We start from the raw sequence: 22,600 nt of genomic DNA on the forward strand, positions 1-22,600 counted from the left end.
GGTGCGAGCTCCTGTCGTGGTCGTGGCGCCGCGGCTCATACCAGGCCCGCGGCGGCGGGCGCGATGGCGGATCCGAAGACCGGCGCGGCACCGGTCGGGGCGTCGTCGATCCGCAGCTCGACGACGGGCAGCAGCACGTCGGGCCGCCGGATCGGCAGCGTGAGGGTGACGACGTCCTCGCCCAGGCCGCCGACGGTCGTGGTCTCGGCCTGCTGGGCGGGATCGATCGTGGTGAAGCGGACCTCCGAGCCGTCGTGCAGCAGACGCGCGAAGCGCACGCGCCCCGCCAGACCCGGCAGATGCAGATGCTGCATGGGCCACGTCGTCAGATGCACGTACAGGCGGTCTCCGCGCCGGGTGAGGACCGTGCCCTGCGGCGCCTCGAGGCCGCGTGCCGCACCGGCGCCGTGCACCGCGTCGCCGTGCAGCTCCATCCAGGCGGAGAGCTCCTCGAGGATCTCGGCGTCCTCCGTGCGCAGGCCGCCGCGGCCGTCGGGTCCGACGTTCAGCAGCAGGTTGCCGTTCTTGGCCACCGAGTCGACGAGCATCCGCACGAGCAGATCCGCGCTCTTGAAGTCGTGGTTGTCGCGGTCGTAGCCCCACGAGCCGTTCGTGGTCTGGCATGCCTCCCAGCGGACCTCCGCCCCCGACGCGTCGGTCATGGGGCTCGCGGGCTGGTACTGCTCGGGCGTGACGAGGTCGCCCGGGATGCCGAGCCGGTCGTTGACGATCATCGCCGGCTGCAGGGTCCGGCACAGGGCGAGCAGGGCCTCGGCGTCCCAGTCCTCCGCGAACTTCCCGCCCTCCTGCCCGTAGGTGAAGTCGAAGAAGAGGTAGTCGATCGTGCCGTACCCGGTGAGCAGCTCGCGGACCTGCGCGAACAGGTAGTCGCGGTAGCGGGCCATGTCGCGGTCCGCGTTCAGCTCGTCCCAGTCCCCCGTGTCGCGCAGGGGGTGCTGCATGTCGATCGTGTAGTCCGGGTGATGCCAGTCGAGCAGCGAGTAGTAGAAGCCGACTTGCAGCCCCTCGGCGCGCAGGGCGTCGACCCACTCGCGCACGAGGTCCCGTCCGCACACGTCGGGCGCGGAATAGGTCGTCTCGGCGGTCTCGAACAGGCAGAAGCCCTCGTGGTGCTTGGTGGTCAGCACGGCGTAGCGCATCCCCGCCTCGCGGGCGCGGCGGGCGATGGCTCGCGCGTCGAAGCGGTCGGGGTCGAAGACGTCGGCGTACCGCGAGTAGTCCTCGACCGTGCGCCGCTCCCGCGTCATCGACCACTCGTGCCGGGCCGGCACGGCGTACAGCCCGAAGTGCACGAACAGCCCGAAGCGCGCCTGGTCGAACCAGGCCTGCGCGTCCGTGGAGGGGGAGGTGGTCATCGGTCTTCCTTCCAGACGATCCCGGTGGGATAGGTGTGGTCGCGCACGGAGGCCTCGAGCATGCGCGCTCCGCCGCCCGGCGTCTCCGGGGCCACGTACGCCCCGTTCGCGATGACGACCGGCGCCTCGAAGTGCTCGTGCAGGTGGTCGACGTACTCGATCCAGCGCTCCTCGGTCGTGCCCGCCACGGCGACCGCGTCGAACATCGCGAGGTGCTGGACCGTCTCGCACAGGCCCACCCCGCCGGCGTGAGGGCACACGGGGATGCCGAACTTCGCGGCGAGCAGGAGCATCGCGATGTTCTCGTTGACACCGCCCACGCGCGTGGCGCTCCTGCTGCCGGGAGCGCTGCCCGTGCGCAGCCTCCTCCAGCTGGCGCTCACGGGCGCCTGGGGCCTGCTGTGCATGGTGCTCCCCCCGCTCGCGGTCCTGCTCGGGGCCGGGGTCGCGCTCGACCTCTGCGGCTCGGTCCTCGCGCGCCCCATCGACGCCCTGCTCGCCCAGCTCGACGAGGCCGCCGCCGAGGCGGATCAGGACACGGGCGACGGCGCCGCCCGCAGGAGGGCTACGCTGGATCGCGATCAGGACGAGGAACGGGAGAGTCATGGCCAAGTCCACGGTGGACGTCACGCGCGCCGATGCGGTGCTCATCGGAGGGGGCGTGGCCAGCGCGACCCTCGCGGCCCTGCTGAGCGAGCTCGAGCCGGGCTGGGAGCTCGAGGTGCTCGAGAAGCTCGACGCGGTCGGTCAGGAGTCGAGCGACGGCTGGAACAACGCCGGCACCGGCCACAGCGCGCTGTGCGAGCTCAACTACACGCCCCAGGACGTCGACGGCTCGGTCAGCCCCGCCAAGGCGATCAGCATCAACGAGCAGTTCCAGGTCTCGCGCCAGTTCTGGGCGCATCTGGTCGAGTCCGGGCGCATCGGCGACACCTCCTTCATCCATCCGGTGCCGCACATGAGCTTCGTGCACGGCCTCGAGAGCACCGACTACCTGCGCCGACGGCACGACGCCCTCGTCGCCAACCCGCTGTTCGACCGGATGCGGTTCACGACCTCCCACGAGCAGCTCGCCGAGTGGGCCCCCCTCGTGAGCGAGGGCCGGCCCGTGACCGAGTCGATCGCGGCCACCTGGTCGCCCGACGGCACGGACGTCAACTTCGGCCAGCTCACGCGGAACCTGTTCGCCTTCGCCGAGACCGTGGGCACCACCGTGCGCACGGGGCGCGAGGTGATCTCGCTGCGCCGCATGGGCGGCGAGTGGGGCGTCATGAGCCGCTCGAGCGCGACCGGCGCCGTGCACGTGACCCGCACCCCCTTCGTCTTCGTCGGCGCCGGCGGCAACGCGCTGCCGCTCCTGCAGGACTCCGGGATCGACGAGATCCGCGGCTTCGGCGGCTTCCCCATCTCGGGCGAGTGGCTGCGGTGCACGAACGAGGAGATCATCGCCCGCCACGACGCCAAGGTCTACGGCCGGGCGAGCGTCGGCGCGCCTCCCATGAGCGTCCCGCACCTCGACACGCGCTTCGTCGACGGCCGCCGCTCCCTCATGTTCGGCCCGTACGCCGGGTGGAGCCCAAAGTTCCTCAAGACGGGCCGGTACACCGATCTGTTCGCGTCCATCAAGCCCGGCAACATCGCCCAGATGGTCGCGGTCGCTCCCCCGAACCTCGACCTCATGACCTACCTGGCCAAGGAGCTCGCCGCGACGAGCGGCAAGCGCTTCGCGGCGCTCACCGAGTACATGCCGGGCGCCCGCGAGGAGGACTGGGAGCCGGTGACGGCGGGCCAGCGCGTGCAGGTGATCGCCCCCGACCCCAAGAAGGTCGGCGTGCTCCAGTTCGGCACCCAGCTCATCACCGCCGCGGACGGCTCGATCGGCGGCATGCTCGGCGCCTCCCCCGGCGCCTCCACGGCGACCACGATCATGCTCGACATGATGGCCGCCGTCTTCTCCGACCGGATCGACGCCTGGCGCCCCCGGATCGCCCGGATGATCCCGTCCTACGGCACGTCCCTCTCGGACGACGCCGACGCCGCCCACTCGTCCCTCGAGAGGACGGCGAGCATCCTCGGCCTGTCCCACTGATCCTCCGTCCGGCCCGGCCGGGCCGGGCGGCTCGCAACCGCTGGAGCCCCACCATGCGCATCTCCCTGATGGCGACCTGTCTGGCCGACGTGATGGCCCCCGACGTCGCCCGATCCACCGTGCTCCTGCTCGAGCGCCTGGGGCATGAGGTCGTCTTCGACCCCCGCCAGACGTGCTGCGGGCAGATGCACACCAACACGGGCTACTACTCCGAGGCGGCGCCCGTGGTCCGCAGCTTCGTCGACACCTTCTCGGCGCAGCTCGAGAGCGTCGACGCGATCGTGATGCCCTCGGGCTCGTGCGCCGGCTGCGTGCGCGACCAGCACGCGCTCGTCGCCCGCCACGAGGGCGACGCCGTGCTCGAGGAGCGCGCCGCCGCCGTGGCCGCCAAGACCTACGAGCTCTCCGAGCTGCTCGTCGACGTGCTCAAGGTGACCGACGTGGGCGCCTACTTCCCCCACACCGTCACCTACCACCCCACGTGCCACTCGATGCGCGTGCTCAAGGTGGGCCCCCGCCCGCTGCGCCTGCTGCGGGCCGTCGAGGACATCGAGGTCGTCAACCTCCCCGCCTCCGACACGTGCTGCGGCTTCGGCGGCACCTTCTCCGTCAAGAACGCCGACACGTCCGACGCGATGGTCACCGACAAGGCGGCGAACGTCGTGAAGTCCGGCGCCGACTACGTGGTCGCGGGCGACGCCTCGTGCCTCATGAACATCGGCGGCAAGCTCTCGCGCACGGGCGCGCGCCCCCGTCCCATCCACCTGGCGCAGATCCTCGCCTCCACCCGGGAGCACCCGTTCGTGCCCTCGGACGTCATGCTCGGGAGGGCCTCATGAGCACCGTCGACCTCGGCATGCCGGCGATCCGTCCGCAGCACGCCTCGCCCCAGACGTCCCATCTGCGCGGCGAGGAGTCCTTCCCCGCGGCCGCCCGCCACGAGCTCGCCGACGCGACGTTGCGCGGCAACCTCGCCCACGCGACGAGCACGATCCGCGCCAAGCGCGCCGGCGTGGTGCGTGAGATGCGCGACTGGCAGAAGCTGCGCGACACCGGGAGCGCCCTGAAGTGGCAGGTCACCGACCACCTCCCGGAGATGCTCGAGCAGCTCGAGCAGGCCGTCACCGCCGCGGGCGGCCACGTGCACTGGGCGCGCGACGCCGAGGAGGCCGGCGACATCGTCACCTCCCTCGTGCTCGAGCGCGGCGGTGGCCCCGTGCTCAAGATCAAGTCGATGGCGACGCAGGAGATCGGGCTCAACGAGACCCTCGCCGCCGCGGGCGTCACGGCGATCGAGTCCGACCTGGCCGAGCTCATCGTGCAGCTCGCGGGCGACACGCCGAGCCACATCCTGGTCCCCGCGATCCATCGCAACCGCGACGAGATCCGGCAGATCTTCCTGAGCCACATGCCGGACATCGACCCCGACATCACCGACGACCCGGCCGAGCTCGCGGGCGCGGCGCGGCGCTTCCTGCGCGAGCGCTTCCTGGACCTGCCCGGGGGCGTCGCGATCTCGGGGGCCAACTTCGCCGTCGCCGAGACGGGCACGATCTCGATCGTCGAGTCCGAGGGCAACGGCCGCATGTGCCTGACGCTGCCGCGCACGCTGATCTCCGTGGTCGGGATCGAGAAGGTGATCCCGAGCTTCGCGGACCTCGAGGTGTTCCTGCAGCTGCTCCCGCGCTCCTCGACCGGCGAGCGCATGAACCCGTACACGTCGCTGTTCACCGGGGTGCGCGAGGGCGACGGGCCCGAGGAGTTCCATCTGGTCCTGCTCGACAACGGGCGCAGCGCGGTGCTCGAGGACCCCGAGGGCCGCAGCGCGCTGCACTGCATCCGCTGCTCGGCGTGCCTGAACGTGTGCCCCGTCTACGAGCGGGCGGGCGGCCACGCGTACGGCTCGACCTACCCGGGGCCGATCGGCGCGATCCTCTCGCCCCAGCTGACCGGCATGACGGGTCCGGACGACCCCAGCTCCTCGCTCCCGTACGCCTCGAGCCTGTGCGGGGCGTGCTACGACGTGTGCCCGGTCAAGATCGACATCCCCAAGATCCTCGTGCACCTGCGGGCCAAGGACGTCGACCAGCGCCGGGAGACGCGCGGCCAGTTCCACGGCACGTGGGACGTGGCGATGCAGGGCATGAGCCGGCTGATGTCCTCCCCGCGCGCCTACGACGCGACGGTCCGCGCGAGCCGCCTCGCGGGTCTGCTCAAGCGCCACGGCAACATCGGCCGCCTCCCCTCCGCGCTGCCGGTGATCCCCGGCTGGACCGACCATCGCGACCTGCCCACCCCCCACGAGTCCTTCCGCTCGTGGTGGAGCTCGCGCGAGAGCCCGGCCGCGGCGCCCGAGCAGACGCAGGACCCCGGCGACGGCACGGCCGACGAGGAGGCACGGTGAACGACTGGCACGACGACCGCCCCCGCCGCACCCCGGGGCTGAGCGCCAAGCAGGAGATCCTCGGGCGTCTGCGCACCGCGCTCGCGGTCGAGCGGCGCGATGCGGTGACCGAGGCCGCGGACGTCCCGCGGGCCTACCAGCGGGCCGACGACCGCCAGGAGACCGCGACCGACCCCGCCAAGGTGCGCCAGCTGCTCGTGACCCGGCTCGAGGACTACACCGCCGTCGTGCACCGCACGACCGCGGCCGGCGTGCCCGCCGCGGTCGCCGAGGCCCTCGGCGACGCGCAATCCGTCGTGGTGCCGCCGGCGCTGCCCGCCGCATGGACCGCCGGCCTCGCCGTGGAGCCCGTGCGCGACGACGGCACGCTCGGAGCACGCGAGCTCGACGCGATCGACGCCGTCGTCACCGGATGCCACACGGCGATCGCGCTGACCGGGACCATCGTGCTGCGCGGCGACGACCTCAGCGGCCGCCGCATCCTGAGCCTCGTCCCCGACCTGCACGTGGTCGTGGTCGACGCCGCCGACGTGGCCCTCGGCGTGCCGCGCGCGATCGAGCGCATGGCCGAGGACCCGACGGCGCCGTGGACCATGGTCTCGGGGCCGAGCGCGACGAGCGACATCGAGCTGTCGCGGGTCGAGGGCGTGCACGGCCCCCGGCATCTGCACGTCGTGCTCGTCGAGCCCGACCCGGACCCCGCACCCGAGACGACCGCCCAGGAGGCACAGGCATGACCGAGACCCAGCAGATCGGCCCCCGCGGGGGCGTCCACGAGATCGCGGCAGGTCCCTACCGGGCACGGATCTGCGAGGTCGGCGCGACCCTCGACGGTCTCGAGCTCGACGGCCGCCCGCTCATCCTCTCGAGCCCGCTCGACGGCCCGACGATCCTCTCGCGCGGCGCGCTCGTGGCGCCGTGGCCCAACCGGATCGGGGACGGCCGCTACACGTGGGACGGGCGCGAGCTGCAGACGGCGATCACCGAGCCCGATCGCGGCAACGCGCTGCACGGCCTGCTGTCCTTCCAGCTCTACTCCCCCGTCGACGCGGCGGATGAGGCACAGCGGGACGCGGTGACGCTCTCGACCGTCCTGTACCCCACGCCCGGCTACCCCTTCCTGCTGCGCGTCGAGGTCGAGTACCGCCTCAACGCCGAGGACGGCCTCACGACGACGGTCACGGCGACCAACCTCGGCCGCACGGACCTGCCCTACGGCGTGTGCCCGCACCCGTACCTCGTGGCCGGCCCGGGCCCGCTCGACACGTGGGAGCTGGATCTGCGCGCCGGCACCGTCCTGCAGGTCACGCCCGACCGTCTGCTGCCGACGGGCATGGCCGCGGTCGAGCACGGCGGCGACCTCGACTTCGCGGGGGGTCGCACGGTCGGGTCGACGTTCCTCGACCACGCGTTCACCGACCTCGCACGGACCGACGGGCAGGCGCGGGTGGCCGTGACCGATCCCTCCGGGACGGGCGTCGAGATCGTGTTCGACGAGCGCTGCCCGTGGGTCCAGGTCCACACCGGCGACCGGCCGGAGCCCGAGAACGATCGCCAGGGCATGGCCGTCGAGCCGATGACCTGCCCTCCGGACGCATTCCGCAGCGGCACGGATGTGGTGCGCATCACCCCCGGCTCCCGGCATCGGGCCGCCTGGACGATCCGAGGTTTCTGACGCGGTGACCGCAATCATGAGAAAAACCCCCGGGAGATGAACTCCCGGGGGTTTTTCAGGTCACGACATCAATCAGTGCGCGGCCTCGTATGCGGAGCGGACCTCGCTCGCGATGCGGCCGCGGTCGGAGACGGTGTAGCCGTTCTCGCGGGCCCACTCGCGGATGCGCGCCGTCTCCTCGGGGGACGTCGTCGAGGACGAGGCGCTGCGGGTCGTGCGGCGACCGCTCACGCGACGGGCCTTGCCCGTCCACGAGCCGATCTCGTTGCGCAGGCGCTGGGCGTTGTCCGCCGTCAGATCGATCTCGTAGCCCACGCCGTCGAGCGAGAAGGAGACGGTCTCGTCGGCCTTGGAGCCGTCGACGTCGTCGATCAGCTCGACGAAGGTCTTTCGTGCCATGTAGGAATCACTCCTCGAGAGGGCTGGCGACGCCAGCTATTGGGTGATGCTGTCGACATGACCGTACCCCCTGTGCGCATTCCTGGCGAATTGACGCGCCGCGGGCTGCGGCGCACCGAATGCGGATTGTTCTCTCAGGAAGGGGAGGAGGGAGAAGTCGAACCCGTCTCGGGATGAGCGGCGGCATATTCACGCTCCGCTTCGCGCTCTGCCTCGCGTTCATGGCGATCCGCCCGCAGGATCGCGCGCATCGCGAACCAGAACAGCAGACCCACACAGATCGGCGGGACCAGGGAACCCAGTTCGTACAGCCAGTCGATGTGACCCATCAATTGCTCCCGTGCTTGACGAGGGGAAACAGGATCGTCTCACGGATGCCTCGTCCCGTGAGGGCCATGAGCAGGCGGTCGATCCCCATGCCCATGCCGCCCGTCGGGGGCAGAGCGTACTCCATGGCCTCGAGGAAGTCCTCGTCCAGGCGCATCGCCTCGTCGTCCCCCTGGGCGGCCAGACGCGCCTGCTGCTCGAAGCGCTCGCGCTGGATGACGGGGTCCACGAGCTCGGAGTAGCCCGTCGCGAGCTCGAAGCCGCGCACGTACAGGTCCCACTTCTCGACCACGCCGGGCACGGAGCGGTGGGCGCGCACGAGCGGGCTCGTCTCGACCGGGAAGTCCATGACGAAGGTGGGGCGCCAGAGGTCGTCGCCCACCCGGTGCTCGAACAGCTCCTCGACGAGCTTGCCGTGGCCGTACTTGGGATGGTCGAGGTCGAGCCCGAGCTCGGTCGCGATGGCACGCAGCTCGGCGACCGACGTCTCGGGCGTGATCTCGCGCCCCAGCGACTCCGAGAGCGAGCCGTAGACCGTGATCCGGTCCCAGGTCCCGGAGAGGTCGTACTCGCTGCCGTCGGCGAGGGTCACGACCTCGGAGCCCGTCGCGCGGCGCGCGGCCTCCTGGACCAGCTCGCGCGTGAGGGCGCCGATCGTGGTGTAGTCGCCGTAGGCCTGGTAGGCCTCGAGCATCGCGAACTCCGGCGAGTGGGTCGAGTCGGCGCCCTCGTTGCGGAAGTTGCGGTTGACCTCGAAGACGCGCTCGAGGCCGCCCACGGCGGCGCGCTTGAGGAACAGCTCGGGGGCGATCCGCAGGAACAGGTCCATGTCGAAGGCGTTCATGTGGGTCACGAACGGGCGGGCCGCGGCGCCCGACGGGATCGCCTGGAGCATGGGGGTCTCGACCTCGATGAACTCGCGCTCCTCGAAGCTCGTGCGCAGCGAGCGCATGACCGTCGAGCGTAACCGCACCATCTTGCGGGCCTCGGGGCGCACGATGAGGTCGACGTAGCGCCGGCGCACCCGGGACTCCTCGGAGAGGTCGGCGTGCAGGACCGGGAGGGGCCGCACCGCCTTGGACGCCATCTGCCAGGCGTCCGCGAAGATCGACAGCTCGCCGCGCCGGGAGGCGCCGATGCGGCCGTGGAAGAAGACGTGGTCGCCGAGGTCCACCTCGGCCTTGAACTCCGCGAGGCGCTCCTCGCCCACGGCGGCGCGGCTCAGCATGATCTGCAGGCGCTCCCCCGCGCCGTCCTGGATCGTCGCGAAGCACAGCTTGCCGGTGTTGCGCACGAAGACGACGCGCCCGGCGACGCCCGCGACCTCGTCGGTCTCCTCGCCCGCGGCCAGGTGCCCGTACGTCGCGCGGACGTGCGCGATCGTGTCGGTCACGGGCACGGAGACCGGGTAGGCCTCCTCCCCGCGCTCGAGCAGGCGCTCCCGCTTGGCCCGGCGCACGGCGATCTGGTCGGAGGTGTCGACGGCGTCGTCATGGTCGGGGGTCTGGGCGTCGTTCATGCGTGCGATTGTCTCAAAGCGAGCGGCCCGGCCGCGGGTCGGGGCCGCTCAGGCCGCTGTCGCCTCCACCACAGTGGAGTCGAGCAGGCGGGTGCCCTCGACGCGCGCGGCGAGCACGACGAGCACCGGGCCGCGATGCTCGGGCCCGATCTCCGCGAAGGTCGCGGGGTCGACCGCGCTCGCGTAGTCCCAGTCCACGCCGGGGGCATCGCGCTCGGAGCGCAGCGCCGCGAGCATGCCGGCCATGCTCGGCGCGGCCGCCTCGACGGCGCGCACGGTGCGGGACAGGGCCAGGGCGTCGCGCCGGCCGTGCTCGCTCAGGTACACGTTGCGGCTCGAGCGGGCCAGCCCCGAGTCCTCGCGCTGGATGGGGACGGCCTCGAGGCGCACGGGCACGTCGAGATCGGCGACCATGCGCTCGAGGATCGCGAGCTGCTGGGCGTCCTTGCGTCCGAACACGGCCACGTCCGGCCGGGTCAGGTGCAGCAGCTTGAGCACGACCGTCGCGACGCCCGCGAAGTGCGTGGGCCGCGCTGCGCCCTCGAACACCGAGGCGATGGGCCCGAGCGCGACCGAGACGACGGGTGGCAGCACGGGGTACATCTCCTCGACGGAGGGTGCGAAGACGAGGTCCGCGAGGCCGTCGACGAGGGCCACGTCGGCCTCGAGGGTGCGCGGGTAGGCGTCGAGGTCCTCGCCCGGCGCGAACTGCAGGGGGTTCACGAAGTCGGTGAGGATCACCGAGCCGTCCTCCCCCGCGACCTCGCGCGCGCGGCGCACGAGCTGCAGATGGCCGTCGTGCAGGGCCCCCATCGTCATCACGACGACGACGGGGCCCGCCATGGCCTCGCGCGCCGTGCGCAGCTGGGCCGTGGTGGTGACGAGAGTGGTCACGCGTCGTCCTCCTGGGTGCGCGGATCGGGCGCAGACAGGATGTCACGGATCGCGGCGGTCTCGTGCGGCCCGAGGCCCGCCCGGGCGAGGGCGGCGAGCGCGAGCGCGCGGTATGTCGTCTCCGTGTCTCGCGGCGCGGTCCAGGTCGCCGCGGACTCGGCCTCGGCGATCGCGGCGAGGTGCGCCGCGACGGTCCCGGCGTCCCCGCGCATGACCGGTCCCGTGAGCGCCGCGGCGCCGCGCCGCAGGGACTCCTCGAGGGCGGCGCCGAGCAGGGGGCGCAGGTAGGCACCGGGGTCCTCGATGCCGATGTCGGCCAGCAGGTCGCGGGCCTGGGAGACGAGCACGGTGAGGTGGTTGGCGCCGTGGGACAGCGCCGCGTGGTACTGGGCGCGGTCCGCCTCGGCGACGGGCACCGGCTCCCCGCCCGTCTCGACCACGAGCGCGTGCGCGATCGCCTCGGCGGCGCCGCGCGCGGTGACCGCGACGGGGCAGCCGATCAGCCGGGGCAGGTCGGCGGCGGTGCCCGTGAACGTCATCGCCGGGTGCAGGGCGATCACGGCCGACCCGCACGCGGCGAGCGGCTCGAGGACGGCGGTGCCGTGGGCGCCCGAGACGTGCACGAAGACCTGGCCGCCGGGCACGAGGCCGGTCGCCGCGATGCCGGCGGCGAGGCCCGCGAGCTGGTCGTCGGGCACGGCCAGGAGCACGACCTCGGAGCGTTCGACGATCTCGGCCACGCCGAGCAGCGGCACGCCGGGGAGCAGGTCGGCCGCGCGGGCGCGGGAGGTCTCGGAGACGGCGTAGGCGCCCGTGACGGCATGGCCCTCGGCGCGCCAGGCGGCCCCGAGCACGGCGCCGACCCTCCCGGCCCCGATGACGCCGATGCCCAGACGCGGGGCGGTGCTCGCGTGCTCGCTCATGCGGCCATCTCCTCCCCCGGCAGCTCGAGGGGCGGGCGGGGCCACGTCTCGCGGTCGCGGTAGAGCCGGCCGCTCGCGGCGTCGCGCGCGAGGGTGTCGCGCAGGGCGACGGCGGCCTCGAGCGGCACGTCGGAGACCTCGGCGCTCGTGACCGCGACGGCGACGTCCACCGTCGCGACGCCCAGGCGCCGGGCGAGGGGGCCCTGGGCCAGCGTGACGCCCTGGATCCGCTCGCGGGGCACGAGGACGAGGCGCCGCGTGAGCACGCCGGTGCGCACGGCGAGCACCTCGGGCAGCAGCACGGCGACAGCGGTGCGGCGCGCGATCCAGAAGAGACGATGGGCCGCCCGCAGGCCGTCGAGCTCGCGGGCCGGGCGGGACAGCAGGTCGAGCGCGACGGCGAGGTCGTCGTCCGTGCCGAGCGGCGGCAGCAGGCTGCCGAGGGTGCGGTGCAGCTCCTCGACGGTGCCGACCGGCAGCACGTGGCTCGCGCCGTCGCCGCCGCCCTCGGCGCCGATGCCGGCGACGGTCGCGGTGGCCCCGATCCAGCGGGGCCCGCGCCACAGGAGCGGCTGGGACAGGCGGAGGTCCTGGACGCGGCCGGGCCCGATGTTGTCGGTGCGGGTCGACAGCAGCCCGCGGCGCATGCGCAGGCCGCGCTCGGTGAGGCGGGAGACGAAGCCCCAGCCGTTCTCGATGCGACGGAGCACCATCTGCGGCACGATGAGCAGGGCCGGGATCAGGGCGGCGAGCGCGCCGAGACCGATGCCGTCGGTCGTGATCGAGACGACGACGGTGACGATCACCCAGACCAGGCCGACGAGCAGGCCGAGCATGAAGCCGAGGTCGCGCAGCATCGAGCGCAGCAGGCGCTCGGTCGGGACCTGGGCGATCGCATGGCCCTCGGTGACCCCGTCGTAGACGAAGGAGCGCACGCTCTCGCGCGCCGAGGAGCGCGCGGGTGCGGCGTCGGGATCGGGCTCGGGCTCGCCGGGCACGGCGTCCGGGCGCGGGCGCCGCGCGGATCCGACGGGGCTCGCGGCGACCTCGAGGATCTCGCGGCGGATGGTCTCGGCCTCGCGGCCCGTGACGTAGTCGAGGTCGAGGTGGGAGTCCGCGCCGCCGGCGATCTCGATGCGCACCTTGGCGAGCCCGAGCACGCGGGCGAGCAGCGGCCGCTCGACCGAGACCGACTCGATCTTCGAGCGGGGGGCGGTGCGCCGCGTGCGGGTGAGGACCCCGGCGTGCATGACCACCCCGTCGGCCGTGATCGCGTATGTCGTGCGCCACCACCGCAGGGTGCTCACGGCCATCGTCACGAGCAGGGCGGCCACGAGCAGCCCGGCGAACAGGAGGGCGCGCCGCCAGGTGAACTCGGAGGCGAGCCGGCCGAGGTTCTGGGCGGTGACGACCGCGACCAGCCCGGCCAGGAGCTTCCAGCCGGAGATGAGGGGGGTCAGCGGATGGGTGCGATGGAACGTGGGGGCGTCCTCGGGCGCGCCCTCCGGGACGAGCGTGCCCTCGGGCGGGGTCTCGTCGCCCGGAGGCGGGACGTCGGCGGCGCTCACAGCGACTGCATCCTCTCGATGCCGCGCGTCGTGAGCAGCTCCCGCAGCCGCTCGGCCTCCTCGCGCGGCAGCCCGGGAATCGAGCCGTCCACATCGGTCGAGGCCGTCGAGTAGGAGATGCGCGCGATGCCGAAGCGGCGCTCGATGGGCCCCTCATGGATCTCGACGCTCTGCACGCGCCCGTACGGGGTACCGGTCACCGAGCGGAACATGATGCCGCTCGCGACGACGAGGTCCTCGTCGCGGTCGAGATAGCCCAGGGCGCGCACGCGCCGCGGGGTGAGGATCAGACCGGGCGCGACGACGAGCAGCGGCACGAGGGCCACGAGGCCGAGCCACCACCAGTCGAGCCGGACGGCGAGGACCACGCACGCGACGGCGAGGGCGAGCGCGATCAGGTCCGGGATCAGGCCGCCGAGGTAGCGGGCCGGGATCAGGCGGGGCGAGACGGGCCGCAGGCCGTCGGCGCCGAGAAGGGTGCGCGCGGGACTCATGGGTCCATGGTGTCAGGTGCTCAGGCCCGCGTGCCCGTGCTCTCGGTGGCGTTGCCGCCGTCCTCGGGCGGGAGGGTGCCCCAGCGCTCGACGATCACGCCCACGATGCCGAGCACGATGCCGCCGAGGGCCGCGAACGAGGTGGGCAGGACGGCCTGGACGAGGTCCCCTCCCCCGCGGCCGAGCAGGAACAGGGCCTCCCCCGCGAACAGGCCGCCGACGATCGCGCCGGTGAGGGCGGCGGCACGGGCGAGCAGCACGGTGCGATAGGCGGTCGGCATGTCGAGCTGGTGGCGGCGCGGTGCGAGCGTCGGGTTGCGGTGGCGCTCCTCGGACTCCTGGAGGTAGCGGCGCAGGGGCAGGCCGAGCAGGAGCAGCACGCCGGCGAGCACGAGCAGCACGATGCCCGTGAGCCAGCCCGCGACGGGGATCGCGGAGCCGTGGGAGGCCACGAGCTGGGAGGCGAGGGCGCCGACGGCCGCCGCCGCGAGCAGCGCGACGATCAGCCATGGGATGTTCAGCGGCTTCATGGCGTCCTCGGGCTCCGCACGCCGTCGCGGTCCGGCGCGTGCGCGGCGAGGTCCGCGACCCGGCCGCGGCCGGGCAGGACGTCGTCGGGACGGGCGGCCGCCCACGGTGCCAGCACGAAGGCGCGCTCGTGGGCGCGCGGGTGCGGGAGGGTGAGGTCGGGGTCGTCCTGGACCAGCTCGCCCCACGTGACGACGTCGACGTCGAGGGTGCGCGGGCCCCAGCGCACGGTCCGCTCGCGGTGCGCGTCGGCCTCGATCGTGTGGGCGAGGTCGAGCAGCTCCCACGGTCCGAGGTCGGTGCGGAGGCCGACCACGGTGTTGAGGTAGGGGCCCTGCTCGGCGCCGTCGACGAGCACGCCGCCGACCGGGTCGGTCTCGACGACCGGCGCCGTCCAGGCGATCTCGACGCCCTCCGCGCCCGCGAGCAGCTCGAGGGCACGGCGCACGTGGGCCTCGCGGTCGCCCAGGTTGGTGCCGAGCGCGAGCACGGCGGGCACGGGCGGGGCGTCGCGGCGGATGCGCACGGCGACGTCGGCGAAGGGGTGCGGGATCGGCGCCGAGGGCTTGTGCACCGTCACCTCGACGGCGCGCACGAGGGGCTGCTGGGCCAGGACGGCATCGGCGAGACGCCGGGCGAGGGTCTCGATGAGGTCGAGCGCGCCCGTGCCGACGACGTCGACGACGAGCCCCGCGACGGCGCCGTAGTCGACCGTGCGGGACAGGGCGTCGTCACGCGCCGCGGGGGCGGTGTCGAGATGGAGCGTCACGTCGACGACGAACTCCTGGCCGTCACGCTTCTCGGCGGCGAGCACGCCGTGGTGGCCGCGGGCGCGCACCCCGGTCAGCTCGATCGTGTCGTGGCGCCTCATGTCCGGGCCGTCCCGTCACGGTGGCGGGTGAGCTCGCGCACGGCGGCGGTCCCCGCGACCGAGGGCCCGACGTCGTGCACGCGCACGCACCAGGCGCCGCGCAGCGCGCTGTAGGTCGTGAGGGCGGCGGTGACCGCGTCGCGGTCGAGCGGGGCGCCGTCGGCGGTGGTGAGGCTGGCGATCGAGCGCTTGCGCGACACGCCGATCAGGAGCGGCAGGCCGAGGGCGTCGAGGGTCTCCCAGCGGGCGAGCAGGTCCCAGTCGTGGCCGCCGCGCTTGGCGAAGCCGAGGCCGGGGTCGGCGACGATCGCCCGGCGCTCGACCCCGGCGGCGGTGAGCGCCTCGACGCGCGCGGCGAGCTCGGAGGCGACGTCCACGGCGATGTCGTCGTAGTCGGCGAGAGAGCTCATGACGTCGGCGTGGCCTCGCCAGTGCATCGCGACCATCACGGGCGGCGTGCCGCCGGCGGTGCGGGCGCGCGCGACCAGGGCGGGCATCTCGGGGTCGGCGAGCCCGCCGGACACGTCGTTGACGATCATCGCGCCCGCCTCGAGGGCCGCGGCGGCGACCTCGGCGCGCATCGTGTCGACGCTCACGCACACGCCGTCGCGGGCGAGGGCGCCGACGACCGGGAGCACGCGGCGCAGCTCCTCGGCGGCGTCGACGCGCTCGGCGCCGGGACGGGTGGACTCCCCGCCGACGTCGATGATCGCGGCGCCCGCGGCGAGCAGGGCGCGCGCGTGCGCGAGGGCCTCGGCGGGCTCGTCGTGCTCCCCGCCGTCGGAGAAGGAGTCGGGGGTGACGTTGAGGATGCCCATGACGAGCGTGTCCTCGCGCTCAGCGAGGCGGGGCGGGAGGCCGTGGGGTCGCAGCATGAGCCGTCAGCCCCTGACGATCAGGCTCATCGCCTCGGCCCGGGTGGCGCTCTCGCGCAGCATCCCGCGGACGGCCGAGGTGACCGTGCGCGCCCCCTCCGCGCGGGCCCCGCGCATCGACATGCACAGGTGCTCGGCCTCGATCACGACGATCGCGCCGCCCGCGCCCAGGTCCGTCATGAGGGCGTCGGCGATCTGGCTCGTCAGGCGCTCCTGGACCTGTGGGCGCCGCGCGAAGACCTGCACCGCGCGGGCGAGCTTGGACAGGCCCGTCACGGTCTCCCCGTTGGGGATGTAGCCCACGTGCGCATGCCCGAAGAAGGGCAGCAGGTGGTGCTCGCACATCGAGTGGAAGCGGATGTCGCGCACGAGCACGAGCTCCTGGTGGTCGATCGCGAAGTGCGTGGACAGCGGCTCGTGCGCGTCCTGCTCGAGCCCGGAGAAGACCTCGGCGTACATGCGGGCCACGCGCGCAGGGGTCTCGCGCAGGCCGTCACGGTCGGGGTCCTCGCCGATCCCGGCGAGGATCTCGCGGACGGCGGCCTCGATGCGGGGTGCGTCGACCATCCGTCCTCCGTTCAGGCGTCGTCCCGGGACGGTCCGGGGGCGCCGGGGATCTGGGGTCCGTCCTCGCCGCCGGGATGCGGCAGCTCGGGGGCGCCCGGGGTCAGCGGCTCGCCCGCGTCGGCGGACTCGTCGCCCTCGCTCGAGGGGTCGCCGCCCACGAGCGGGGCGTGGAAGACGGGCCGGTCGGACGAGGATTGCCACACCTGGCGCACGGGGCGCTTGCGCACGCCCTGGAAGATCTCGGCGAGCTGGTTCTCGTTGAGCGTCTCCTTCTCGAGCAGCTCGAGCACGAGACGGTCCAGCACGTCGCGGTTCTCGGAGATGATCGCCCAGGCCTCGTCGAGGGCGTCGTCCAGCAGACGGCGCACCTCCTCGTCGATGAGGGTGCGGGTCTCGTCGGAGAACTGCTGGTCCTGGCCGGTCTGCATGCCGACGAAGACCTCGTCCTGGCCGCTGCCGTAGAAGACCTGGCCCACCCGGTCGCTCATGCCGAGCTGGGTGACCATGGTGCGGGCGATCTTGGTGGCGTTCTGCAGATCGCTGCCGGGTCCGGTGGTGACGTCGTGGAAGATGCCCTCCTCGACCGCGTAGCCGCCCATCGCGTAGGCGAGGCGGTCCAGCAGCTCGTTGCGGCTCTGGTAGTTGCGGTCCTGGGTGGGGACCACCATCGTGTAGCCGCCGGCCTGGCCGCGCGGCAGGATCGTCACCTTCTGCACGGGCGCGCTGTTGCGCAGGGCCGCGGCCACGATGGCGTGGCCGCCCTCGTGGTAGGCCGTCATCTGGCGCTCGCGGTCGGTCATCACCTTGGAGTAGCGCTGCGGGCCCATCGAGACGCGGTCGATGGCCTCGTCGAGCGCCCGGTTGTCGATGATCTGGTTGCCGCTGCGGGCGGTCAGCAGGGCCGCCTCGTTGAGCACGTTGGCCAGGTCGGCGCCGGACATGCCGACGCTGCGCCGGGCGATCGCCTCGAGGTCGACGTCGGGCGCGAGCGGCTTGCCCTGGGAGTGGACCCGGAGGATCTGCAGGCGGCCCTTCATGTCGGGGGCGCCCACGGCGATCTGGCGGTCGAAGCGCCCCGGCCGCAGCAGGGCCGGGTCGAGGATGTCGACGCGGTTGGTGGCCGCGATCAGGATGACGTTCTGGTTGGGGTCGAAGCCGTCCATCTCGACGAGCATCTGGTTGAGCGTCTGCTCGCGCTCGTCGTGGCCGCCGCCCATGCCGGCGCCGCGGTGGCGGCCGACGGCGTCGATCTCGTCGATGAAGATGATCGCGGGCGCGTTCTCCTTGGCGGTCGAGAACAAGTCGCGCACGCGCGAGGCGCCCACGCCGACGAACATCTCGACGAAGTCGGAGCCGGAGATCGAGTAGAAGGGCACGTTGGCCTCGCCCGCGACGGCGCGCGCGAGCAGGGTCTTGCCGGTGCCGGGCGGGCCGTACAGCAGCACGCCCTTGGGGATCTTGGCGCCGACGGCCTGGTAGCGCTGGGGGTTGACGAGGAACTGCTTGATCTCGTCGAGCTCCTCGACGGCCTCCTCGGCGCCCGCGACGTCGGCGAACGTGACTTTGGGCGACTCCTTGTTGAAGAGCTTGGCCTTGGACTTGCCGAACTGCATGGCCCGGCCGCCGCCCTGGGCGTTCATGATGAGGAACCAGAACAGGCCGAAGAACAGCAGCAGCGGCAGGAACGAGATCGCGAGCGTGGACCACCACGAGCTCGTCGCGATCGTGTCGGTGTACCCGCCCTTGGGCTTGGCCGTGTCGACGGCGTCGACGACGGCCTCGGCGCGCGCGGTCACGTAGGAGAACTGGACGTGATCGCCCTTGTCCTCGAAGTCCTCGTTGAGCACGAGGTCGACCCGCTGCTGGTTGCCGTCGATGATCTCGGCTTCCTTGACCTTGCCGTCGGCCAGCAGCGCGAGACCCTGCTCGGTGTCGATCTGGCGGTACCCGTCGCGGCCCAGCAGGCCGAACAGGAGCAGCCCGACGAGCAGGGCGGCGATGATCCAGACGAGCGGTCCGGCGAAGGGCGACCGCTTCTTGGCGTTCTCGGAACGTGGCATGTATCAGTCCTCGTAGACGGAGCGCTTGAGCACGCCGACGTAGGGAAGGTTGCGGTACCGCTCGGCGAAGTCGAGGCCGTACCCGATGACGAATTCGTTGGGGATGTCGAAGCCGACGTAGCGAACGTCGATCTCGACGCGCGCAGCCTCGGGCTTGCGCAGGAGGGTGCACACCTCGACACTGCGCGGCCCGCGCGAGCGCAGGTTCGACAGCAGCCACGAGAGGGTCAGGCCCGAGTCGATGATGTCCTCGACGATGAGCACCCGGCGGTCGGTGATGTCGGCGCCGAGGTCCTTGAGGATGCGCACCACGCCCGAGGACTTGGTGCCCGAGCCGTAGGACGAGACGGCCATCCAGTCCATCTCGCACGGCAGGTCGATGCGGCGCGCGAGATCGGCCATGACCATCACGGCGCCCTTGAGCACTCCCACCAGGATGGGCGGCTCGTCCGCATAGTCCGCGGCGATCGTGCGACCGAGCTCGGCCAGCCTGGACTCGATCTGCTCGGCGGACAGCAGGACGTTCTCGACGTCGTCGTGCATGCTCGACGTCGGGCGGGAATCGGACACGCGAGGCTCCTCGGGTGATCGGGTGAGGCCGCGCAGGCTCAGGATCGGCGACGGTCCTCGGGGGCGAGGCGCCACACGAGAAGACCCTCGCGGCGAGCGGCCTCGATCCTACCCGGAAGGGGGATCGGACCCTGACCGTGCCATGAGACGACGAGGGCGTCGCACGCGAGCACCTGGCGTCGCAGGAGGGACTTGTCCGAGGGCGTGCCCCCGTCGGTCTCGGCCTGCCGGGCGGCGTCGCGCAGGACCCGGGTGCGGATCGCCGTCGGCTGCGCCGCGAGCGCGTGCACGTCGAGTCCCAGCAGGTCACCGGCGTTTTCGTCGACGTCCCGGCGCACGTGCTCGAGCACCTCGGCGGCGCGTGCGTCGAGCAGGTCGGCGTCCGGGCGCACGAGCTCGGCGGTCCGGGCGAGGTTGGTGTCGATCTGTTCGCCCAGGGCGTCACGCAGCAGCGGCAGCACCTCGCGACGCACCCGCACACGCAGCAGCGACGTGTCCTCGTTCATGGGGTCGTCCCACCACTCGACGTCGTGGAGGCGGCAGACGGCCTCGGTGTCGGTGCGGCGCAGCGCGGTCGTCTCGTCGCGCCCGCTGCCGAGGAAGGGGCGCAGGAGCGGGCCGCTCGCGGTGGGCATGCCGGCGAGCGCTCGGGCGCCCGCCCCGCGGGCGAGCGCCATGAGCACCTGCTCGGCCTGGTCGTCGAGCGTGTGGCCGAGCAGCAGGGCGAGCGCCCCGCGGTCGGCCCGGAGCCCCTCGAGCGCCTCGTGGCGGGCGTCGCGGGCGGCGTTCTCGAGGCCGCCCGGGCGGCTCCGGTCCACGTGGACGCGGTGCACGTGCACGACGGACGCGCCGAGACGCTCGCACGCGAGAGCGGCGCGCTCGGCGACCGCGTCCGATCCCTCCTGGAGCCCGTGGTCGATGATCGCGGCCTCCGTCTCGAGCCCCATGCGGGAGCCCACCCACGCCGTGGTCGCCAGCAGCGCGAGGGAGTCGGCGCCGCCGCTCACCCCCACGAGCAGGCGCGGCGCGAGCCCGACCGGGTCGGTCCGGTCGGCGAGGGTCTCGAGGCGGGCGGCGAGCGCGACCCGCACGGACGTGCGGGCGCGGGCCACGACGGGGGGCGGCCCGCTCATGCCGGAGGCCTCATGTCGAGGAGGTGACGATCTCGGTCGCGATCGCGTCGACGGCCGCCTTCGCCTTCGCGCTGTCGGCCGACTCGAAGCCGTACACGACGATCGAGAAGCCGACCGAGCGCCCGTCCGGGAGCGCGACCACGCCGACGAGGGTCGAGGTGCCGCCGAGGTAGCCCGTCTTGCCGCGCACGAGACCGCGGCCGTCCGCGACGGCAGGGGCGCCGAAGCGGTCGGCGAGGGTGCCGGTCAGGCCCGCGATCGGCACCTCGGTGAGCATCGCGCGCAGGGACGGCGACGTGTCGGGGGCGTCGAGCTCGGCGACCACCCCGGCCAGCAGTTCGGGCGGGACGCGGTCGTCGACGGCGAGGCCGCACGTGTCCTTGAGGGCGAAGCCGTCGTGGGTCAGCCCCTGCTCGGTCGCGAGGTCCTCGATCTCGGCCTGGACGGCCGCGGCGGCGCCCTCCGGGGTGGCGGGCTCGCCGCGCGCGATCGCGACGAGTCGGCCGAGCACCTCGGCGGTCGTGTTGTCGGAGATCAGGAGGGTGTGGGCGACGAGGTCGGACAGGGGGGCGGACTGGATGGCGTCCCGCTCGCCGCCCTCGGGCGCTGCCTGGCGCACGATCGCGTCGTCGACCTGCACGCCCCGCTCGCGCAGGAGGCGCTGGAAGACCGTGGCGGCGTCCATCGCGGGGTCGGTGGACTTCGCGCCGTACTCGGCGCCGTCGAGCCAGCCCTCGTCGATCGCGAGCGCCGACGTCGGGGCGACCCAGCCGCCCGCGGGGCCGTTGGCGCCCCACGAGGGGTTGACGCCGCCCGAGAACAGGGTGTCGTCGAGCGCGAGGGTCACGTGGCCGGTCCCGGCCTTCTGGATGCGCGCGGTCGCGAGGTCGGCGAGCGTGCCCAGGCTCTCCTCGGTCAGGCGCATGTCGCCGCCGCCCACGAGCGTCAGGGTGCCGCCGTCGAGCACCGTGGTCGTGGGCAGGGTCTCGTCGGCGTCGAGGGTGCGCAGGGCGGCGGTCGCGGTCAGCAGCTTGAGGGTCGAGGCGGGAGTGCGCGCGGTCGCGGCGTCGCGCGAGGCCAGGACGTCGCCGCTCTCGGCGTCGATCACGCTGTAGGCGAGGTGACCGGCGACGACGGGGTCCGCGGCGTGGGCGTCCATCCGGGTCTGGAGGTCGGCGGCGAGCCCCGGCGCCTCCGAGGCGGCCTCGGTGGGGGCCAGGGCGCGGCGCGAGGGGCGCTCGTAGTCCTCGCCGACGGCCCGGGGACGGGCCGTGGACTGCCCGGAGTCGGACTCGACGGTGAGCACACCGGGGAAGGCGTCGGTGATGTCGCCGACCACGTAGAAGGCGACGGGCAGGGCGGCGCACAGGCCGATGGCCACTGCGCGCCAGATCCGATCGCCCTTCATCCGTCCTCCTGCTCCGCCGTTCCCGGCCGTGCCTGTCCGCCGCCCCGGGACGGCGGTCCTCCCGGCGCGGCCGCGAGCCGCGATCCTTCCACACCTGCCCGAGGGCCCTGCCCGTCCGGCCGCGATCTCCTCCGCGTGCCCGGGGTGCGTGATCGTCCCGCCGCGCCCGTCGGGTGCGACCGTCCCACGATAGAGTGTGCCCACTCGTCCCACCCAGCCCGCCCCCGGGCCCGACCGCAATGGAGCATCACACGTGGAATTCGACGTCACGATCGAGATCCCTCGCGGGAACCGCAACAAGTACGAGGTGGACCACCACAACGGCCGCATCCGGCTGGACCGCATGCTCTTTACGGCGACGCGCTATCCGGACGACTACGGGTTCATCGAGGGCACGCTGGGCGAGGACGGCGACCCGCTGGACTGCCTGGTCCTGCTCGAGGAGCCGACGTTCCCGGGCTGCCTGATCCGCTGCCGCGCCCTCGGCATGTTCCGCATGCGCGACGAGTCCGGCGGCGACGACAAGATCGTGGCCGTGCCGGTGGGCGACCAGCGCCAGGTGCGCCGCCAGGAGCTGACGGACGTCTCGGAGTTCCACCGTCTCGAGATCCAGCACTTCTTCGAGGTCTACAAGGATCTCGAGCCCGGCAAGAGCGTCGAGGGCGCCCACTGGGAGGGCCGCAGCGACGCCGAGGCCGAGATCCGCCGCTCCTATGAGCGCGCCAAGGGCACCGAGCACGAGAACGACTTCACCCAGGACATCTGAGGGCCCGCGGGGCTGGAGGGCTGAGGGGCGCCTCTCCTGAGCGCAGAGGGAGTCCCGGCGCCGCTGTCCCTGGGGATCGCCACATCCGGCGGAACCCTCCGTTCCTGAGCACATCGAGATCGTCTTGTCGGGCGGAATTCGCCGCGAATTCCAC

At 73.0% G+C, this 22,600-nt stretch carries 22 protein-coding genes and 1 pseudogene; 6 read left to right on the plus strand and 17 right to left on the minus strand.

What is annotated here, in order from left to right:
• Positions 1 to 35: 35 nt before the first annotated feature.
• Positions 36 to 1,376 (minus strand): alpha-L-fucosidase, encoded by a 1,341-nt coding sequence (locus BRM3_RS13795; RefSeq protein WP_263593865.1) that lies wholly within the window; start codon positions 1,374 to 1,376, stop codon positions 36 to 38.
• Positions 1,373 to 1,705 (minus strand): annotated as a pseudogene (locus tag BRM3_RS13800) (enolase C-terminal domain-like protein); the annotation flags it as partial. The pseudogene BRM3_RS13800 and the gene BRM3_RS13795, both read right to left, overlap by 4 nt.
• A 275-nt stretch (positions 1,706 to 1,980) precedes the next feature.
• Here BRM3_RS13800 and BRM3_RS13805 point away from each other — a divergent pair.
• The 5 genes from BRM3_RS13805 to BRM3_RS13825 are packed head-to-tail and all read left to right on the plus strand — an operon-like array spanning position 1,981 to position 7,544.
• Positions 1,981 to 3,465 carry a malate:quinone oxidoreductase gene (locus tag BRM3_RS13805; RefSeq protein WP_263593866.1) on the plus strand — a complete coding sequence of 495 codons (1,485 nt, stop codon included), beginning with the start codon at positions 1,981 to 1,983 and terminating at the stop codon, positions 3,463 to 3,465.
• A 53-nt stretch (positions 3,466 to 3,518) separates the two neighbouring features.
• Entirely contained in the window at positions 3,519 to 4,304 is a 786-nt protein-coding gene (locus BRM3_RS13810; RefSeq protein WP_263593867.1) for a (Fe-S)-binding protein, read from the plus strand.
• Positions 4,301 to 5,869, plus strand: a complete 1,569-nt coding sequence (locus BRM3_RS13815) for a lactate utilization protein B (RefSeq protein WP_263593868.1) — start codon at positions 4,301 to 4,303, stop codon at positions 5,867 to 5,869. Before BRM3_RS13810 ends, BRM3_RS13815 begins: the two co-directional genes overlap by 4 nt.
• Positions 5,866 to 6,606, plus strand: coding sequence for a LutC/YkgG family protein (locus BRM3_RS13820; RefSeq protein WP_263593869.1), 741 nt, complete (start codon positions 5,866 to 5,868; stop codon positions 6,604 to 6,606). The genes BRM3_RS13815 and BRM3_RS13820 overlap by 4 nt, the downstream gene beginning before the upstream one ends.
• Positions 6,603 to 7,544 carry an aldose 1-epimerase family protein gene (locus BRM3_RS13825; RefSeq protein ID WP_263593870.1) on the plus strand — a complete coding sequence of 314 codons (942 nt, stop codon included), beginning with the start codon at positions 6,603 to 6,605 and terminating at the stop codon, positions 7,542 to 7,544. Before BRM3_RS13820 ends, BRM3_RS13825 begins: the two co-directional genes overlap by 4 nt.
• 72 nt (positions 7,545 to 7,616) lie before the next feature.
• On the opposite strand, the gene BRM3_RS13830 is transcribed toward BRM3_RS13825, so the two are convergent.
• The 15 genes from BRM3_RS13830 to BRM3_RS13900 all read right to left on the minus strand — a co-directional run bounded on the left by BRM3_RS13830 (position 7,617) and on the right by BRM3_RS13900 (position 21,680).
• Positions 7,617 to 7,943, minus strand: coding sequence for a histone-like nucleoid-structuring protein Lsr2 (locus tag BRM3_RS13830; RefSeq protein WP_263593871.1), 327 nt, complete (start codon positions 7,941 to 7,943; stop codon positions 7,617 to 7,619).
• A 134-nt stretch (positions 7,944 to 8,077) separates the two neighbouring features.
• A complete protein-coding gene (locus BRM3_RS13835; protein WP_263593872.1) occupies positions 8,078 to 8,272 on the minus strand; it encodes a hypothetical protein in 195 nt (64 codons plus the stop codon).
• Entirely contained in the window at positions 8,272 to 9,789 is a 1,518-nt protein-coding gene (gene lysS, locus BRM3_RS13840) for a lysine--tRNA ligase (protein WP_263593873.1), read from the minus strand. Before lysS ends, BRM3_RS13835 begins: the two co-directional genes overlap by 1 nt.
• 48 nt (positions 9,790 to 9,837) lie before the next feature.
• Positions 9,838 to 10,683, minus strand: a complete 846-nt coding sequence (gene panC / locus BRM3_RS13845) for a pantoate--beta-alanine ligase (RefSeq protein ID WP_263593874.1) — start codon at positions 10,681 to 10,683, stop codon at positions 9,838 to 9,840.
• Positions 10,680 to 11,606, minus strand: coding sequence for a Rossmann-like and DUF2520 domain-containing protein (locus tag BRM3_RS13850; RefSeq protein WP_263593875.1), 927 nt, complete (start codon positions 11,604 to 11,606; stop codon positions 10,680 to 10,682). The genes panC and BRM3_RS13850 overlap by 4 nt, the downstream gene beginning before the upstream one ends.
• Entirely contained in the window at positions 11,603 to 13,174 is a 1,572-nt protein-coding gene (locus BRM3_RS13855) for a PH domain-containing protein (protein WP_263593876.1), read from the minus strand. Before BRM3_RS13855 ends, BRM3_RS13850 begins: the two co-directional genes overlap by 4 nt.
• Positions 13,171 to 13,668 carry a PH domain-containing protein gene (locus BRM3_RS13860; RefSeq protein ID WP_263593877.1) on the minus strand — a complete coding sequence of 166 codons (498 nt, stop codon included), beginning with the start codon at positions 13,666 to 13,668 and terminating at the stop codon, positions 13,171 to 13,173. The genes BRM3_RS13855 and BRM3_RS13860 overlap by 4 nt, the downstream gene beginning before the upstream one ends.
• Before the next feature lie 20 nt (positions 13,669 to 13,688).
• Positions 13,689 to 14,198, minus strand: coding sequence for a DUF3180 domain-containing protein (locus tag BRM3_RS13865; protein WP_263593878.1), 510 nt, complete (start codon positions 14,196 to 14,198; stop codon positions 13,689 to 13,691).
• Positions 14,195 to 15,067 (minus strand): 2-amino-4-hydroxy-6-hydroxymethyldihydropteridine diphosphokinase, encoded by an 873-nt coding sequence (gene folK, locus BRM3_RS13870; protein WP_263593879.1) that lies wholly within the window; start codon positions 15,065 to 15,067, stop codon positions 14,195 to 14,197. The genes BRM3_RS13865 and folK overlap by 4 nt, the downstream gene beginning before the upstream one ends.
• A complete protein-coding gene (gene folP, locus BRM3_RS13875) occupies positions 15,064 to 15,942 on the minus strand; it encodes a dihydropteroate synthase (protein ID WP_263593880.1) in 879 nt (292 codons plus the stop codon). Before folP ends, folK begins: the two co-directional genes overlap by 4 nt.
• A gap of 6 nt (positions 15,943 to 15,948) precedes the next feature.
• Positions 15,949 to 16,509, minus strand: a complete 561-nt coding sequence (gene folE, locus BRM3_RS13880; RefSeq protein ID WP_263593881.1) for a GTP cyclohydrolase I FolE — start codon at positions 16,507 to 16,509, stop codon at positions 15,949 to 15,951.
• Positions 16,510 to 16,520: 11 nt separating this feature from the next.
• Positions 16,521 to 18,569 carry an ATP-dependent zinc metalloprotease FtsH gene (gene ftsH / locus BRM3_RS13885; RefSeq protein ID WP_263593882.1) on the minus strand — a complete coding sequence of 683 codons (2,049 nt, stop codon included), beginning with the start codon at positions 18,567 to 18,569 and terminating at the stop codon, positions 16,521 to 16,523.
• 3 nt (positions 18,570 to 18,572) lie between these two features.
• Complete coding sequence (gene hpt, locus BRM3_RS13890; RefSeq protein ID WP_263595473.1) at positions 18,573 to 19,112, minus strand: hypoxanthine phosphoribosyltransferase; 540 nt, start codon at positions 19,110 to 19,112, stop codon at positions 18,573 to 18,575.
• Positions 19,113 to 19,177: 65 nt separating this feature from the next.
• A complete protein-coding gene (gene tilS, locus BRM3_RS13895) occupies positions 19,178 to 20,272 on the minus strand; it encodes a tRNA lysidine(34) synthetase TilS (protein WP_263593883.1) in 1,095 nt (364 codons plus the stop codon).
• Positions 20,273 to 20,282: 10 nt separating this feature from the next.
• Positions 20,283 to 21,680: a D-alanyl-D-alanine carboxypeptidase/D-alanyl-D-alanine-endopeptidase gene (locus BRM3_RS13900; RefSeq protein WP_263593884.1), complete on the minus strand. Its 1,398-nt coding sequence runs from the start codon at positions 21,678 to 21,680 to the stop codon at positions 20,283 to 20,285.
• Positions 21,681 to 21,933: 253 nt separating this feature from the next.
• Here BRM3_RS13900 and BRM3_RS13905 point away from each other — a divergent pair, with 253 nt between their 5' ends.
• Positions 21,934 to 22,446 (plus strand): inorganic diphosphatase, encoded by a 513-nt coding sequence (locus BRM3_RS13905; RefSeq protein ID WP_263593885.1) that lies wholly within the window; start codon positions 21,934 to 21,936, stop codon positions 22,444 to 22,446.
• The last annotated feature ends 154 nt before the right edge of the window (positions 22,447 to 22,600 follow it).

It is taken from the genome of Brachybacterium huguangmaarense (assembly GCF_025725725.1).
GTDB classification, from domain to species: Bacteria; Actinomycetota; Actinomycetes; order Actinomycetales; family Dermabacteraceae; genus Brachybacterium; species Brachybacterium huguangmaarense.